We start from the raw sequence: 16189 nt of genomic DNA on the forward strand, positions 1-16189 counted from the left end.
TTCCGCTCAGGAGGCGACGGGCGCGCCGGGCACGCCGGACGCGGCGGCCACCCGGGCGAGGAAGCGCCGGACGATCTCCTCCCCCGCCGCCACCCCCACCTCGTCGAGGGCGGTGACGCCGGGGGCGGTCCAGCCGCCGTCGGCGAGTTCGCCGTGCCCGGGCCGCCAGGCGGCGTCGGCGGCGAGCAGCAGGTCGGCGTCGAGCAGTGAGTCGCCGGCCGCGAGCACGGTGGTCGCGCCGGTGCGCCGGACGGCTTCGGCGAGGGCGGCGCTCTTGCTGAGCGGCGCGGGGACGGCGTAGACCTTGCGGCCCTGGAGCGAGACCGTCCAGCCGCGTTCGGCGCACCAGCCGGTCAGCTCGTCGAGCCAGCCGCCGGGCAGTGCGGCGCGCTCGACGACGAGGTAGGCGAACAGCCCGTCGGCGACGCGGCGCTTGTGCGTCCACTCCGGGTCGGCGCTCAGGGCGAGCTGCCGGACGACCTCCTCCAGCGGGGCAGCGCCGGAGGCGAGCCGCGCGGTGATCTCGGTGTGCCAGTCCTGGTCGGGCACGCCGTCGACGAGCAGGTGCCCGCCGTTGCCGCAGATCGCGTACGCGGGGACCCAACCGGGCGTCGGGCCGGGCAGGTTGATCCGCTCGTACTGGGCGAGGGTGCGGGTGGTGGCGGGGACGAACCAGGCCTGCCGGACGAGTTCGACGAGCAGCGCGGCGGCCTGTTCGGTCATGAACGAGAGCGCCTTGCCGTCGTGCACCTCGACGGAGAGCAGCCGGGGCGCGAGCCGGTCGGGGACGTCCAGGGCGAGGGCCCGGTTGGAGTAGACGAGCGTCCGGTCGAGGTCGCTGGCGACGAGGACATCGGCGTTCATCAGGACTCCTTCACCACAACGGTCCTACCGGAGGCCCCGGTCGCTCCCCGACTGTAGCGGGGGTGGATGAGGCCGACGCAGGAGTACGGCAGGCCGTCCACCTCCTCGACCTCGACGCCGCGCTGGGCGGCGAGCAGCCGGACGTGGTCGAGGTCGGCACCGGCGCCGCGCCGGGCGAGGACCCGCCAGGGGACGCGGCGCAGCAGCACCCGGGTGGTCTCGCCGACGCCGGGCTTGACCAGGTTGACGCTGTCGATGCCGTACTCGGTGCTGATCCGTTCGACGGCGGCCCAGCCGGCCCAGTCGGGCGTGCGGTCCGGGGCGGTGGACAGCCGGTCGGCGGCGGCGACGGCCTCCGGGCGGACGGCGTCGAAGTGGTCGGCCACGGTGTCGAGGAAGGCGGCGGAGACGTCCGCGCCGGCCAGTTCGGCGTAGTGCTTGGCGCCGTGGAAGTCGTCCGGGCCGATCAGACCGGGCCGCAGCACGGTGCGCGAGACCAGGCCGGAGACGGTGGAGTTGAGGCAGGCGGAGGGGATCAGGAAGTCGTCCCGGGTGCCGTAGGTGCGCGCGCAGCGGCCGGGGTCGGCGAGGACGGCGAGGTCCGGGTCGAAGCCGGTGCCGGCCAGGGCCTCGGCGAGTTCGCGGGTGATCGCGCCCTTGCCGGTCCAGCCGTCGACGAACACGACGTCGCCGGCGCGGTGGTGGGCGGCCAGGTAGCGCAGGGCGACCGGGTCGATGCCGCGGCCGCGGACGATGGAGACGGCGTAGTGCGGGGTGTCGAGGCCGTGGGCGTGGGCGAGCCAGCGGCGGATCAGGATGCCGACGGGCGTGCCGGCCCGGGCCAGCGAGGCGAGCACCAGGCCGGGGCCGCGCTCGCGCAGCAGGGTCTCGGCGACGGTGCCGGCGGCGAGCGCGATGCGGCGGGCGGAGGCGCGCAGTGCCTGGTGGAACAGCTCCTGGTACTCGGGGCTGGGCTGGTACTCGACCGGCAGCGACTCGGCGTAGTGCGCGCCGCCGTTCTGGACGGCCTCCTCGCGCTCCTCGGTGGGGGCTTCGAGCGGGACGCCGGAGAGGTCCTTGAGCAGCCAGGCCACCTCGTCGGGCCGGTAGGAGGAGAACGCCGGGCCGTACAACGGGGACGGCAGTCGGGAAGGCCCGTGGGGCGGCCGATGGGACGGCTGGTGGGACGGCAGCCGGACCGGCCGGTGGGAGGGCAGCACCGCGAGCACCACCTGGTCGGTGACCTGCCGCAGCTGGCCGAGCAGGGCGCGCTCGCCCTCGCGCAGGGCGGGGGTGTCGGCGACGTCGTCGACCACCAGAACGACCGCGTCGAAGCGGCGGGCCGGGTCGCTGCCGGGGGCGACGTTGTAGGCGTAGCGCTCGCGCGACGCGTCGTCCTGCGGGTCGTCGTGGGCGGGGAAGGCGAGGCGGGTGCGGATGGCGTAGCCGGGGTCGTCCACGGCGAGGACGGGCGAGCGGGTGGTGGTGGAGTAGCGGACGCGGTCGCCGCCCAGCCGGTCGGCGAGTGTGCCGGCCAGCCGCAGCGGGGCGTACATCAGCTCCTCGAAGCCGAGGACCAGCACGCGCCGCGCCGTGGCGGGCAGTGCGTCGGCCAGCTGTCCGGCCAGGCGGGGCAGGGCGGCGTCCAGTCGGGCGCGGTCGCGGGCGGTGAACCCGTGCCGACCGCCGTCGGGGAGCCCGGCGGGCCAGTCCAGGTCGACCCGGGCGAGCGGTGCGGGCGTTCCGGGGGGTGCGGCGGGGGCGGGGGCGGCCTCGGCTATCAGCCGCTCGGCGCGGTCCAGGACGTCGGCGGGCAGCTGGACGGCGCCGCTGGCGGTGGCCACCAGGTCGAGCCGGACGCCGAGTTCGGCGGCGGTGTCGGCGAGCCGGCGGCGGTCGGCGGTGGAGCGCAGGTCGACCAGGGCGACGACGACGTAGTGGTCGCGGGGGTGGCGGGCGTGCAGTTCACGGATGGTGTTGAGGACCGTGCGGCCGGTCGAGAACTCGTCGTCGACCAGCACCAACGGGCCGTCACCGGTGAGGAGTTCGGGATCGGCGGGGAGCAGCAGGTGCGAGGTGGCGTGCGAGTGCTCCTCCTCGAAGCCGCCGAGCGGGGGCACGCCGGGCACCGGGCGGCGGGTGGAGTGCAGGTACGGGGCGTCGAGGCCGTCGGCGACGCTGTGGCCGAGGCCGGTGGCCGTCTCCGCGTAGCCGAGGACGACGGCCCGCGCGGCGGCCTCGTCGCCGAGCAACTCGCGGACCTGCCGGCCGAGTTCGAGCCCGACGCCGTGGACGACCGCGGGCCGCTGCGGGACGTGCTTGCCGAGCACGGTGGAGACCAGCAGGTGGGCGCGCTTCGGGTTCTGGGAACGCAGGGCCAGGCCCACGAGTTCGGGGAGGCGGTCCGATCCGGTCAGGGCGATGCCGGCCCGGTCGGCGACCCAACGGCCGGTCCACGTCTGCTGTGCTGTCACTGCTGGTCCTGCCTTCGCATGGTGCGGTGGTGCGGTCTTCGCATGGTGCGGTGGTGCGGTCTTCGGATCAGTCGGATAGGTCGGATCGGTCGGGCCGTTCAGGCCGGCTGCGGACAGCCCCCTCAGCCCCCTCACTCCCCGCACAGGCAGGCCGCGAGCAGTTCCGCGAAGCTCACGTCCTCCCGGGCCACCCCGAACACCTCCGCCCGCAGCAGCACCCGCTCCGCCCAGGCCCGGTGCGGCCGGGCCTCGTTCATCTTGTTGGTGTACGCCGAGCGCAGGACCCCGCCGCCGTCCTGCTCCTGCCGGAGGATGTCCCGGGCGTCGCAGTACTCCTCGTGCGTGACCACGGAGAGGGCGTGCACGGCGGGGACGTGGCTGGGGTGGATGCAGGTCTTGCCGAGCAGGCCGTTGGCCCGGTCGAGCTCGACCTCCCGGATCAGCCCGTCCAGGTCGTGCTCGATGATCCGCCGGCGGACCTCCTCGCCGGAGGCCCGGGCCGTCCCGGGGGCCTCGGCGAACGGCGTGCGGCGCAGCTGCGGCTTGAACATCCGCTCCTGGACCGGGAAGTACTCCCAGACCGGACCGGTGACGGTGTACCCGGTGCCGTCCGCCCGGCCGAGCACGTTGACCACGTCGCCGATCACCGCCGAGACCAGGGCGACGTCGTACGCGGTGAGGTCGGGCGAGCGGCGCAGGCCGTACGCGGAGCAGAGGTCGGTCACGCCGAGGCGGACGGCGAGCACTCGCTCCCGGTGCCCGGCGAGCAGGTCGGCGATGCCGAAGAGCTGCTGGCGCCTGGTCTCCAGGTGGGCGAGTTCGGGTGACTCCAGGACGGGCATGGCGAACAGCCGGCGCCCGGTGGCGGCCTCGGCGGCGGCCAGGGCGGCCAGGTATGCGCCGCCGGTCTGCGTGGTGAACTTCGGCAGGACGAACCCGCTCAGCAGCTCGACGGCCGGCCCGAGCCGCTCGGCCAGGTCGAGGATCTGGGAGGCGGCTCGAACTCTGATGAAGAGCAGGGGGTGGCTTTGTGTGCAGCCGGTGAAATCCCTGACCAGGTCATTCAACTGCTCGATCAGGTTCCGCTCCCCCGCGTCCACCTCGTGGTCGGCGATCGCGTCCTCCAGGCAGAGCACCATCGACACCACGCCCCGAGCAGCCTGTTTGCGGATGTCGGCGGCCAGCGCGGGCCGGGTGGCGGGGCTGTAGAGGGTGCCGCCGAGGGCGGTGGCCAGCACCGCGGCCTCGCTCCGCGCGGTGAACGGCCGGGGCGGTTCGAGGAAGAGGCGACCGCGTACGTCGTCGGCGAGGTGGCCGAAATGGCGCAAGGTGCTCTCCTCAGAGGTTTGACGGCCGCCGGTCCGTTGCCGGGGCGTGCGGCGGCGCGGGACGACACCGCGATCCAGCGGTGCGACACCATGGTTAACCGGTCCACGGGGCTCCGTGGTTCCCGGCCGGACGCCGGCGGGCCCCCCTCCGCCCGACCCCGGCGGGCCCTTGGACCGCCCATCGTACGGACGGATTCCGGCCGTCCCCGGTTCCTCGGCACTGAACTCCCGGAACATCGCCGTCCAGATCACCGATCACCGGTCGAGCACCGGCAAACCCCCGGCAAGCGCAAGTCTTGGCAAAGTCCGACCCGGTTCCGACGGTCCCGGTCACGTTGTCCGAAGGGGTGGCGAACGGGCAGGATGGTCGGCTATGACGCACGTGATGGCCAAGGGCGCCAACATCGCACTGCCGGCTGCGGCGGTCCGCGCCGTGCTGCGCTGGAGCGCCACGCCCGGTGCGCCGGACGTGGACGCGTCCGCGCTGCTGCTCGGCGCCACCGGCAAGGTCCGTTCGGATGCCGACTTCGTCTTCTACAACCAGCCGCGGCACCCCTCCGGCCTGGTGCGCCACCTGCCCAAGCAGCAGACCTCCGGCGGCGCCGAGATCATCGACACGATCGAGGTCGAACTCGCCAAGCTGCCCGCCGACGTCGACCGAGTGGTGCTGGCCGGCTCCTCCGAGGGCGGCTCCTTCCGCACGGTGCCCGGGCTGCGCCTGCTGCTCTTCGACGCCACGGCCGGGGACGGCGCGCCCGCACTCGCCGAGTTCGCGATCTCCGACGGCGAGAACGTCACCGCCCTGGTCGCGGGCGAGCTGTACCGGCGCTCCGGCGCCTGGAAGTTCCGGGCGATCGGCCAGGGCTACACCTCCGGCCTGATCGGCCTGGCCACCGACTTCGGCATCACCGTCGACGACGAGGCGGAGGCCGACGCGGCCCCGGCGGCGGCCTCGACGGCCACCCCCACCGTCACCCCCACCGCCGCCGTCGACCCCCGCAGCACCCCGCTGCCCGCCCCGCGCCCGACCGCCCCGCCCGAGCCCGGCACCTTCACCCTGGCCCCGGCCGTCCCACAGCCGTCGGCCACCCCCCAGGGCCGGCCCCAGCAGCAGCCCGCCGCGGCCGCCACCGGCGCGGTGCCGCCCCCGCCGACCGCGCCGCCCGCCGTTCCCCCGGCCACTGCGCCGGCCCCGCCCGCACCCCCGACCCACCAGCCCGGCACCGGGTACGGCTACCCGCACCAGCCGCAGCCCCAGCAGCCGCCCGGCACCGGCTACGGCTATCCGCAGCAGCAGCCCGGTACCGGCTACGGGTACCCGCAGCCGACCCCCCAGCCGTACCCGCAGCAGCAGGGCACCGGCTACGGCTACCCGCACCAGCAGCAGCCCGCCCCGCAGCAGCACCCCGGCAGCTACGGCTACCCGCACGCCGGCACCGGCCAGCAGCCGCCGGCCCAGGCCCCCGCGCAACCACCGGCCCAGGCCCAGGCACCGGCCCAGCCGCCCACCGGCGAGGAGTTCGCCCTGCCGCCGCAGGGCCCGCAGTTCCAGCCCCGCTGATCGGCCTGCGCAGGGCATGACCGCCGCCCGGCTCCGACCGGACCGAACAGGGCCGAGGCCGGACAGGGCCGGACAGGGCCGGGCCGGGCCGGGCCGGGCCGGACAGGGTCTAGTCGGAGCCGCCCTGGCTCTTGTACCCGCGCTGCCACTGCAGCCCGAACCCGTACAGCCGGTCGATGTCCGCCTGGAACCCGTTGACGTACCGCACCTCACGGCGCACCGTCAGCTGGTTGTCCCCCGCGTTCTCGATCAGCACCACCGCGCACGAGCGCGCCGCCCGGGCCCGTTCGTCCAGCTTGATCTCGATCCGTGGCCCGGTCTGCGGCACGATCGTCACCACCGCGTGGGACTGCTCGAAGGCCGGCGTGCCGTCGTAGATGTAGACGAAGATCAGCAGCCGTTTGAACTTGTCCTTCTTCTCCAGGTTGACGTACATCGTCTCGCCGGACGGCGCCCCGTACTGGTCGTCGCCGCTGAGCTTGATGTACGGCGGTTGCCGGAGGTCGCCGAAGTAGCCGCCGAGCGGCTGCACCACGCCGCTGCTCCCGTCGGACAGTTCGTACATGCACGCCAGGTCGAGGTCGACGTTGACCTGCTCGTTCTGCACCGAGTCCGGCTCCAGCGGGCGCAGGATGCGGGGACTGAAGAGGCGCTTGGCGCGTTCCCGGGCACTGGGCCGGACGGCCCCGGAGCGGGTGGTCCAGTGCAGGTTGACGTAGAGGTAGCCGGTGGTGGCCGCGGCCCCGGTGATCGCGTGCTGCGGGGTCGACTTGGTGAGTATGACCTTGTGCTGACCGCCCGGGTTGTCGAAGGTGTAGTTCCGCTCCCCGCGCAGGTACTCCCAGATCGAGACCATCCCGCCCTCTCCCCCTGCTCCCGTCAGGCGATCTGACGGTCCGCCGCTCCATGATCGGGCATCAGCCCGGCCCTCGGATACCCAAACCTCCCCCTCCCCTACCCCGTCGGGCCCCCCGGCGCTCACCGCCGGGTCGACGAGTGGAGCGGTCGGCGGGTCGATTGGCGGGAGGAAGCCCCCCTCCCGTAACATGCCGCCCCTTCGGACGCGATATCGTCTAGCCGCACAGGTGTCCCGTCCGCCCCTGCGCGGGTGCGGCGGGTACGCCGTGCGGCGACGAACGAATCGTCAGGCGCTCCCCGAGTACCGGGAGCTGACCGCCTGTGTCGCTCTGTGAACCCGTCCCCTGCGGAAACCCGAGGCCCGACCCGCAATGAACCTGACCTCCATACAGCTGGTCTGGACCGTCGTCGGCGGCGCAGCCCTGCTGTTCGTCGCCGTCCTGCTGGCGACGCTGCGTTTCAAGAACACGAAGAAGGAAGAGGCCGGCGACTCCTGGGAGCGCAGCGAGGAGCGTCGGCGGCGCAAGGAGATGATCTACGGCATCTCCTCCTACACGCTGCTGTTCTGCTGCGCCGGTGTCGCGGCCGCGCTGTCCTTCCACGGCCTGGTGGGCTTCGGCAAGGAGAACCTGGGGCTGTCCGGCGGCTGGGAGTACCTCGTCCCGTTCGGCCTCGACGGCGCCGCGATGTTCTGCTCGGTGCTCGCCGTGCGCGAGGCCAGCCACGGTGACGCCGCGCTCGGCTCCCGCCTGCTGGTCTGGGTGTTCGCGATCGCCTCGGCCTGGTTCAACTGGGTGCACGCGCCGCGCGGCGTGACGCACGACGGCGCCCCGCAGTTCTTCTCCGGCATGTCGATCTCGGCGGCGATCCTGTTCGACCGCGCGCTGAAGCAGACCCGCAAGGCCGCGCTGCGCGAGCAGGGGCTCGTGCCGCGCCCGCTGCCGCAGATCCGGATCGTCCGCTGGCTGCGCGCCCCGCGCGAGACCTACGCGGCCTGGTCGCTGATGCTGCTGGAGAACGTCCGCAGCCTGGACGAGGCGGTCGAGGAGGTGCGCGAGGAGCGCCAGGCCAAGCTGGACGCCAAGGTGCGGGCCCGCACGGCCGACCGCCGCGAGCGGGCCGAGCTGAAGGCCATCTCCCGCCAGGGCGGCATGCTCGCCCGGGCCCGCGGCGGCCGCCAGGTGCCCGCGCTCACGGCTGCCGGCGACGGCCAGACCGCTACGGAGCCTGCCCTAGCCGCCGAGTCGGACACCGCCTCCTCGTACCAGGCCGCCTCGGGCCCGCTGGAGCCGGCCGCGCTGGACGCCGGCCGCCGCCCGCGTGCCGCCGTCGGCTCGTCGTACGCGCCGTCCTCCTCGGCGTCCTCCTCGTCCTCGTCCTACTCCTCGTCCTACTCCTCGTCCTCGTCCGTCGGATCGGCCTCGGGCTCGTCCTACCGCAGCTCGGCCATCGACCTGACGGCCGACGACGACACCCTGTCGATGCCCAAGCTGGACTCGCTGGAGCGCAAGCTGCGCGCAATCGAGCAGCAGCTCGGCTGAGCGGGCGCACCGCGACGCGAAACGGCCGCCCCCGGATTCCCGGAGGCGGCCGTTTCGCGTACCCGGCGGACTACTCGCCGGTACTCGTACCCACCAGTTCCGGTTCGTCCTGCGCGCCCTCGCGCCGGTTGCGCAGGATCGACGAGCCGAGCGCCAGCCCGATGAAGGCGACGCCGATCAGGCCGGTGACGATCTCCGGGATGTGGTACTTGATCCCGACCAGCAGGATCACCGAGAGCGCGCCGATCGCGTAGTGCGCGCCGTGCTCCAGGTAGACGTAGTCGTCCAGGGTGCCCTTGCGGACCAGGAAGACGGTCAGCGAGCGGATGTACATCGCGCCGATGCCCAGGCCCAGGGTGATCTGGAAGATGTCGCTGGAGATGGCGAACGCGCCGACCACGCCGTCGAAGGAGAACGAGGCGTCCAGGACCTCCAGGTAGAGGAAGAGGAAGAACGCGGCCTTGCCGCCGACCTGGAGGATCGACTTGCCGGACCTCTCTGCCGCCTCCTCGCGCTCGGCGTCCTCCTCCAGACCCGATTCGAAGATCGAGGAGAGGCCGCCGACCACGAGGTAGGTGATCAGGCCGAGGACACCGGCGAGCAGAACGGTTTCAGCGTGCTCCCCGGCGAAGAAGTTGGAGGCCAGCACCAGCACGACCAGTGCGACGACGCTGGAGAAGGCGTCCAGCTTGCCGACCTTCTCCAGCGGGCGCTCGATCCAGCCCAGCCAGTTGTGCTCCTTCTCGTCGTCGAACACGAAGTCGAGGAAGATCATGAGCAGGAAGACGCCGCCGAAGGCCGCGATGGCGGGGTTGGCCGCCTCCAGGTACTGGCCGTAGGTCAGGCCGTCGTGCGTCGCGTTGGAGTGCAGCGCGAGGTCGATGACCGTCGCGGGGTTGAGCTTCGCGGTGAGGCCGACCACCAGCAGCGGGAAGACCAGCCGCATGCCGAAGACGGCGATGAGCACGCCGACGGTCAGGAAGATCTTCTGCCAGTACGGGTTCATCCGCTTCAACACCGTGGCGTTGACCACCGCGTTGTCGAACGACAGGGAGATCTCCAGGATGGAGAGGATCAGCACGATGCCGAATCCTTGGGCCCCCCAGAGCAGTCCGGCCGCGATCAGGCCTAGGACGGTGATCGCGAACGACCAGCCGAAAGTGCGGAGGAACACGGGACTTGGTTACCTTTCGGGTTTCGGGCCGTGCCGGGGGCGGCCTCGTCCCGAGACGCCCTGACCGGGCCGGGCCCGGTCAGGTCACCCCCGCACTGCCTTCTGTTCTCATGATCGTAGGTTGGGTGCGATTGTTCTGATTTTCGCCTTTTCGCCCTTACTGTACGTTTACGCCGAAGTCGAGGGCGATGCCGCGCAGGCCGGAGGCATAGCCCTGGCCCACCGCGCGGAACTTCCACTCGCCCGCGTAGCGGTACAGCTCGCCGAAGATCATCGCGGTCTCGCTGGACGCGTCCTCGGACAGGTCGTAACGGGCGATCTCCTGGCCGTCGAGGGAGTTGGCGACCCGGATGTAGGCGTTGCGGACCTGCCCGAAGTTCTGCAGCCGCGCCTCGGCGTCGTAGATCGACACCGCGAAGACCACCTTGTCCGCCTGCGCCGGCACCAGGTCCAGGTTGACCAGGACCACCTCGTCGTCGCCGTCGTCCTCGCCGCCGGTGAGGTTGTCACCGGTGTGCTCGACCGAGCCCTCGGGGCTCTTGAGGTTGTTGTAGAAGACGAAGTACTCGTCACCGAGCACCCGGCCGCCACCACAGATCAGGGCGCTCGCATCGAGGTCGAACGGTGCGCCCGTGGTCGAACGGGCGGACCAGCCGAGGCCGATCTGGACCTGCGTCAGGTTCGGCGCGGCCTTGGTGAGCGAGACGTTCCCGCCCTTGGCGAGCGTGACCACCATGACTGTTCTTCCTCCCTTGCCTTCTCCCGGGGCGCGCCTACAAGGTGTAGTCCCCCACGGCCCGGGCCGGCCCCGTTTGGCCGGCTGAACTTCCTGAACTCACATCCTCGCAGCGCACGGAGCCGGCACGAAGCCGGGGCGGCCCCGGACCTCTGAAGGTCCGGGGCCGCCCCGTACAAGGCTCCCGCGCCGGGCGACCGGCCGCCGTCCGGCGCCGTGTCGTGTCGTGTCGTGTCGTGTCGTGTCGTGTCGTGTCGCCCGGTGTCGTCCGGTCAGACGTTGACGCCGAAGTCCTGGGCGATGCCGCGCAGGCCGGAGGCGTAGCCCTGGCCGATGGCCCGGAACTTCCACTCGGCGCCGTTGCGGTACAGCTCGCCGAAGACCATCGCGGTCTCGGTGGAGGCGTCCTCGGAGAGGTCGTAGCGGGCCAGCTCCGCGTTGTCGGCCTGGTTCACCACGCGGATGAACGCGTTGCGCACCTGGCCGAAGTTCTGCCCGCGGCTCTCGGCGTCGTAGATCGAGACCGGGAAGACGATCTTCTGCACGTCCGCCGGGACGCCGGCCAGGTTGACCTTGATCGCCTCGTCGTCGCCCTCGCCCTCGCCGGTGCGGTTGTCACCGGTGTGCTCGACGGAGCCGTCCGCGCTCTTCAGGTTGTTGAAGAAGACGAAGTTCCCGTCCGAGGCGACCTTGCCCTGCTCGTTGCAGAGCAGCGCGCTGGCGTCCAGGTCGAAGTCCGTCCCGGTGGTGGTCCGGACGTCCCAGCCCAGGCCGACGACCACGGCCGAAAGCCCCGGGGCCTCCTTGGTGAGCGAGACATTGCCGCCCTTGCTCAGGCTGACACCCACTTGTCCTCCAAGAATCGGGAGGCACGCCCTGGTGCCCCCGTGGTGCGGTTCGAGGCGCCGGCCGGCGAGCGGCTCACGTGCCCCACCCGACCAACGGACCGAGCGTAGTGCGCGGTTCCCGTCCGGACGTGCGAACGGGCCCGGCGCGGCTGTTCGAAGTTCGCGGGACGGGGCCCGCGGCCACCGCCACGGGCCTCCACGCGGGGCCTCAGAGGGCGCCGAGGGCCTTCAGGTACTCCTGCTCGTCCCGGGCGTCCGGGAGGTCGTTGACGACGCTCCAGCGCACCGTGCCCGCCGTGTCGATCACGAAGGTGCCGCGCACGGGGCAGCCCTTCCGCTCGTCGAGGACGCCGTAGGCGCGGGCGACCTCGCCGTGCGGCCAGAAGTCGGCCAGCAGCGGGAACTCCAGGCCCTCGCGGTCGGCGAAGACGCGCTGGGTGAACTGCGAGTCGCAGGAGACGCCGAGCACCTGGACCCGGTCGTTCTGCAGCTGCGCCAGCTCCCGCTGGATGGCGCCGAGCTCGCCGGTGCAGACGCCGGTGAAGGAGAACGGGTAGAAGACCAGGACGACGTTCCGCTCGCCCCGGAAGTCGGAGAGGCGGACCGCTTCGCCGTGCTGGTTGTTGAGCTCGAAGTCCGGAGCCTCGGTGCCGACCTCGATGGCCATGGACGTGACCTTTCTGACGCGACCGTGCCGCGCGGGCGGCGCGGCCAGCGCCATCCTCGCATCCGTTCGGGCACGTTCCGCCGAATGGATGAGGGCGGCACCCGCACGCTTCACCGCTTTCGCCCTGGGCGAACGCGTTTCCGGGCCGGCTCCGAGGCCGACGCGACCCCGGGTGAACACGCTCCGTGATGACACGGGCGGGCGCCGCCCCCGGTTCCGGACCCCGGAAAACGATCGGGCCCCGCTGGAGGGATCCTCCAGCGGGGCCCGGTGCGGGGCCTCAGAGCCCGCTCAGCGCTTGCCGCCCGGCTTGGCCGTGGACTTGGTGGCGAGCCGGGTGGCCGCCCAGTCCTTGGCGACCGCGATCGAGCTGGTCTGGGAGAGACCGGCGGTGCGGGCCGCGTCCGCGATGTCGGACGCCTCGACGTGGCCGTCACGCCCGGTCTTGGGCGTCAGCAGCCAGATCAGACCGCCCTCGGCCAGGTACTCCAAGGCATCGACGAGGGAGTCGGTGAGGTCCCCGTCGTCGTCGCGGTGCCACAGCAGAACGGCGTCGGCGACGTCGTCGTAGTCCTCGTCGACGAGATCCGTCCCGGTGAGCTCCTCGATGCCTTCGCGGAGATCCTGGTCAGTGTCGTCGTCGTACCCCAGCTCCTGGATGATCTGGCCTTCTTCGAAGCCGAGACGGGTCGCCGGGTTGGACTTGTCCGCGGGGTCCGCGGTCGCGCTCACGGGAATAACCTCCAGTATTCGGCCCGGCATCCATGCCGAGGCTGTGGCCGTAGTCCACACGGGCGCGGCGGTTCGCGCAAGTACCCGACCCCCGATCCCCCCCAAAGGTTGACGTGCCACAGCGGGGACACGCCGTTCGATGTGTCGGGAATCACACCGATTTGCCCTTCTCTGCATGAGACAAGGATGCTTCGGGTGGTCCCGGCCCACAGGGCGTACGGATGCCCGAGATACGAACGGCATTCGGGTCCGCGCGTGCGCGGGCGTAGAGTCTCCTGTTGGCCCTCACCCCGGCCGCCCGCCATCGGGCGGACGGGACACCAGGTCGGACCACCTCTGTACGTAGCACCCGGGGGTGTGCGGGGCGGGCGAAGTCGCCCGGACCGCGCACCGCCAGACCGTCCCGCCCACCAGGCGGAACGGTTACCGATCGGTAGAGATGACGGATCTCCGAGCGCGGTAGCACGATGGAGGCGGCGCGACACACCTCAGTTTCGACCGACAGTGAAGGAACAGCGTGGCTTCCGGATCCGATCGCAACCCGATCATCATTGGCGGCCTTCCGAGTCAGGTCCCGGACTTCGATCCCGAGGAGACCGCGGAATGGCTGGAGTCGCTTGACGCGGCCATCGACGAGCGGGGGCGCGAGCGCGCCCGCTACCTGATGCTCCGCCTGATCGAGCGCGCCCGCGAGAAGCGTGTCGCCGTGCCCGAGATGCGCAGCACGGACTACGTCAACACCATCGCGACCAAGGACGAGCCGTTCTTCCCCGGCAACGAGGAGATCGAGCGCAAGATCCTCAACGCGACCCGCTGGAACGCGGCCGTGATGGTCTCCCGGGCGCAGCGCCCGGGCATCGGCGTGGGCGGGCACATCGCCACCTTCGCCTCCTCCGCGTCGCTGTACGACGTCGGCTTCAACTACTTCTTCCGCGGCAAGGACGCCGAGGGCGAGTCCGGCGACCAGATCTTCTTCCAGGGCCACGCCTCCCCCGGCATCTACGCCCGCGCGTTCCTGCTGGACCGACTGTCCGAGCAGCAGCTCGACGCGTTCCGCCAGGAGAAGTCGAAGGCCCCGTACGGCCTCTCCAGCTACCCGCACCCGCGGCTGATGCCGGACTTCTGGGAGTTCCCGACCGTGTCCATGGGCCTCGGCCCGCTCGGCGCGATCTACCAGGCCCGGATGAACCGCTACCTGGAGCACCGCGGGATCAAGGACACCTCCGACTCGCAGGTCTACGCCTTCCTCGGCGACGGCGAGATGGACGAGCCGGAGTCGCTGGGCCAGCTGTCGCTGGCCGCGCGCGAGGGCCTCGACAACCTGACCTTCGTGGTCAACTGCAACCTGCAGCGCCTGGACGGCCCGGTCCGCGGCAACGGCAAGATCATCCAGGAGCTGGAGTCCCAGTTCCGGGGCGCCGGCTGGAACGTGATCAAGCTGGTCTGGGACCGCAGCTGGGACCCGCTGCTCGCGCAGGACCGCGACGGCGTCCTGGTCAACAAGCTGAACACCACGGTGGACGGCCAGTTCCAGACCTACGCCACCGAGACCGGCCAGTACATCCGCGAGCACTTCTTCGGCAGCGACCTGCGCCTGCGCAAGATGGTCGAGAGCATGACCGACCAGCAGGTCCAGCACCTGGGTCGCGGCGGCCACGACCACAAGAAGATCTACGCGGCGTTCAAGGCGGCCCGCGAGCACCAGGGCCAGCCGACGGTCATCCTCGCCCAGACGGTCAAGGGCTGGACGCTCGGCCCCAACTTCGAGGGCCGCAACGCCACCCACCAGATGAAGAAGCTGACGGTCGAGGACCTGAAGCGCTTCCGCGACCGGCTGCACCTGCCGATCACCGACAAGCAGCTCGACGAGGGCTACCCGCCCTACTACCACCCGGGCCGCGACTCGGAAGAGATCCAGTACATGCACGACCGCCGCAGCGAGCTGGGCGGCTACGTGCCGACCCGCAAGGTGCGCCCGCGTCAGCTGGAACTGCCCGGCGACGACGCGTACAAGGCGGTCAAGAAGGGCTCCGGCAACCAGACCATCGCCACCACCATGGCGTTCGTCCGGGTGCTCAAGGACCTCATGCGGGACAAGGGCATCGGCAACCGCTTCGTGCCGATCGCGCCCGACGAGTACCGCACCTTCGGCATGGACTCGCTCTTCCCGTCGGCGAAGATCTACAACCCGCTCGGCCAGACCTACGAGTCGGTCGACCGCGACCTGCTGCTGGCCTACAAGGAGTCGCCGACCGGCCAGATGCTGCACGACGGCATCTCCGAGGCCGGCTGCACCGCCTCGCTGATCGCCGCCGGCTCCTCCTACGCCACCCACGGCGAGCCGCTGATCCCGGTGTACGTCTTCTACTCGATGTTCGGGTTCCAGCGCACCGGCGACCAGTTCTGGCAGATGGCCGACCAGCTGGCCCGCGGCTTCGTGATCGGCGCCACCGCCGGCCGCACCACGCTGACCGGCGAGGGCCTCCAGCACGCCGACGGCCACTCGCAGCTGCTGGCCTCGACCAACCCCGGCGTCGTCGCGTACGACCCGGCGTACGGCTTCGAGATCGCGCACATCGTCCAGGACGGTCTGCGGCGGATGTACGGCACCAGTGCCGAGCACCCGCACGGCGAGGACGTGTTCTACTACATGACCGTCTACAACGAGCCGATCAAGATGCCGGCCGAGCCCGAGAACGTGGACGTCGAGGGCATCCTCAAGGGTCTGCACAGGTACGCGCCGGGCACCGCCGGCCAGATCCCGGCCCAGATCCTCGCCTCCGGCGTGGCCGTGCCATGGGCCCTGGAGGCCCAGCGCATCCTCGCCGAGGAGTGGAACGTCAAGGCCGACGTCTGGTCCGCGACCTCCTGGAACGAGCTGCGCCGCGACGCGGTGGAGGCCGAGGAGTTCAACCTGCTGCACCCCGAGGAGCAGCAGCGCGTGCCGTACGTCACCCAGAAGCTCCAGGGTGCCGAGGGCCCGGTCGTCGCCGTGTCCGACTGGATGCGCGCGGTGCCGGACCAGATCTCCCGCTGGGTGCCCGGCCAGTACCAGTCGCTGGGTGCCGACGGGTTCGGCTTCGCCGACACCCGCGGTGCGGCCCGTCGCTTCTTCCACATCGACCCGCAGTCGGTCGTCCTGGCGGTGCTCACCGAGCTCGCCAAGCAGGGCAAGATCGACCGCAGCGCGCTGAAGGACGCGATCGACCGCTACCAGCTGCTCGACGTGGCCGCGGCCGACCCGGGCGCCGCCGGCGGCGACGCCTGATCACCCGCTAGACACTGAAGGGCCGGGCCTCCGAGCACGGAGGTCCGGCCCTTCGGCGTCCCCGGGTGCACCCGGGCAGTCCCACCCGCCCGCGGCGCGGATGACGGCACGCAGCGGCCCCGGACTCGGTCGAGTCCG

General features: G+C 71.7%; 12 protein-coding genes. 3 read left to right on the top strand and 9 right to left on the bottom strand.

The annotated features are described in order from the left end of the window. Positions 1–6: 6 nt before the first annotated feature. From A6F73_RS09755 to A6F73_RS09765, 3 genes are all read right to left on the bottom strand, one after another. Positions 7–864, bottom strand: coding sequence for a hypothetical protein (locus A6F73_RS09755; RefSeq protein WP_063347432.1), 858 nt, complete (start codon positions 862–864; stop codon positions 7–9). Then, positions 864–3338, bottom strand: coding sequence for a phosphoribosyltransferase (locus tag A6F73_RS09760; protein ID WP_063347433.1), 2475 nt, complete (start codon positions 3336–3338; stop codon positions 864–866). The genes A6F73_RS09755 and A6F73_RS09760 overlap by 1 nt, the downstream gene beginning before the upstream one ends. 131 nt (positions 3339–3469) lie before the next feature. Then, complete coding sequence (locus A6F73_RS09765) at positions 3470–4666, bottom strand: HpcH/HpaI aldolase/citrate lyase family protein (RefSeq protein WP_063347434.1); 1197 nt, start codon at positions 4664–4666, stop codon at positions 3470–3472. 373 nt (positions 4667–5039) lie between these two features. On the opposite strand from A6F73_RS09765, the gene A6F73_RS09770 reads away from it, so the two are divergent. Beyond that, complete coding sequence (locus tag A6F73_RS09770; RefSeq protein ID WP_063347435.1) at positions 5040–6227, top strand: TerD family protein; 1188 nt, start codon at positions 5040–5042, stop codon at positions 6225–6227. 109 nt (positions 6228–6336) lie between these two features. On the opposite strand, the gene A6F73_RS09775 is transcribed toward A6F73_RS09770, so the two are convergent. Continuing rightward, entirely contained in the window at positions 6337–7083 is a 747-nt protein-coding gene (locus A6F73_RS09775; RefSeq protein WP_063347436.1) for a hypothetical protein, read from the bottom strand. Positions 7084–7456: 373 nt separating this feature from the next. Between A6F73_RS09775 and A6F73_RS09780 the strand changes: the two genes are divergently transcribed. Further along, on the top strand, positions 7457–8626 hold the full coding sequence (locus A6F73_RS09780; protein WP_063347437.1) for a DUF2637 domain-containing protein: 1170 nt from the start codon (positions 7457–7459) through the stop codon (positions 8624–8626). A gap of 70 nt (positions 8627–8696) precedes the next feature. On the opposite strand, the gene A6F73_RS09785 is transcribed toward A6F73_RS09780, so the two are convergent. The 5 genes from A6F73_RS09785 to A6F73_RS09805 form a co-directional block, all read right to left on the bottom strand. After that, positions 8697–9800: a DUF475 domain-containing protein gene (locus A6F73_RS09785; protein WP_063347438.1), complete on the bottom strand. Its 1104-nt coding sequence runs from the start codon at positions 9798–9800 to the stop codon at positions 8697–8699. Between the two features lie 157 nt (positions 9801–9957). Next, on the bottom strand, positions 9958–10536 hold the full coding sequence (locus A6F73_RS09790) for a TerD family protein (protein WP_063347439.1): 579 nt from the start codon (positions 10534–10536) through the stop codon (positions 9958–9960). Positions 10537–10808: 272 nt separating this feature from the next. Further along, positions 10809–11384: a TerD family protein gene (locus A6F73_RS09795; protein ID WP_063347440.1), complete on the bottom strand. Its 576-nt coding sequence runs from the start codon at positions 11382–11384 to the stop codon at positions 10809–10811. Between the two features lie 208 nt (positions 11385–11592). Beyond that, positions 11593–12051, bottom strand: coding sequence for a peroxiredoxin (locus A6F73_RS09800; protein ID WP_063351080.1), 459 nt, complete (start codon positions 12049–12051; stop codon positions 11593–11595). Positions 12052–12342: 291 nt separating this feature from the next. Continuing rightward, on the bottom strand, positions 12343–12783 hold the full coding sequence (locus A6F73_RS09805; protein ID WP_063347441.1) for a DUF3052 domain-containing protein: 441 nt from the start codon (positions 12781–12783) through the stop codon (positions 12343–12345). Between the two features lie 517 nt (positions 12784–13300). On the opposite strand from A6F73_RS09805, the gene aceE reads away from it, so the two are divergent. Further along, entirely contained in the window at positions 13301–16051 is a 2751-nt protein-coding gene (aceE, locus tag A6F73_RS09810) for a pyruvate dehydrogenase (acetyl-transferring), homodimeric type (protein WP_063347442.1), read from the top strand. Positions 16052–16189: the final 138 nt, after the last annotated feature.

It is taken from the genome of Streptomyces sp. MJM8645 (genome assembly GCF_001625365.1).
In the GTDB taxonomy this organism is placed as follows: Bacteria; Actinomycetota; Actinomycetes; order Streptomycetales; family Streptomycetaceae; genus Kitasatospora.

Coding starts and splice junctions, on each gene's coding strand:
- A6F73_RS09780 (WP_063347437.1), top strand. CDS start 7,457: ATGAACCTGACCTCCATACAGCTGGTCTGGACCGTCGTCGGCGGCGCA.
- A6F73_RS09790 (WP_063347439.1), bottom strand. CDS start 10,536: ATGGTGGTCACGCTCGCCAAGGGCGGGAACGTCTCGCTCACCAAGGCC.
- A6F73_RS09770 (WP_063347435.1), top strand. CDS start 5,040: ATGACGCACGTGATGGCCAAGGGCGCCAACATCGCACTGCCGGCTGCG.
- A6F73_RS09800 (WP_063351080.1), bottom strand. CDS start 12,051: ATGGCCATCGAGGTCGGCACCGAGGCTCCGGACTTCGAGCTCAACAAC.
- A6F73_RS09755 (WP_063347432.1), bottom strand. CDS start 864: ATGAACGCCGATGTCCTCGTCGCCAGCGACCTCGACCGGACGCTCGTC.
- A6F73_RS09775 (WP_063347436.1), bottom strand. CDS start 7,083: ATGGTCTCGATCTGGGAGTACCTGCGCGGGGAGCGGAACTACACCTTC.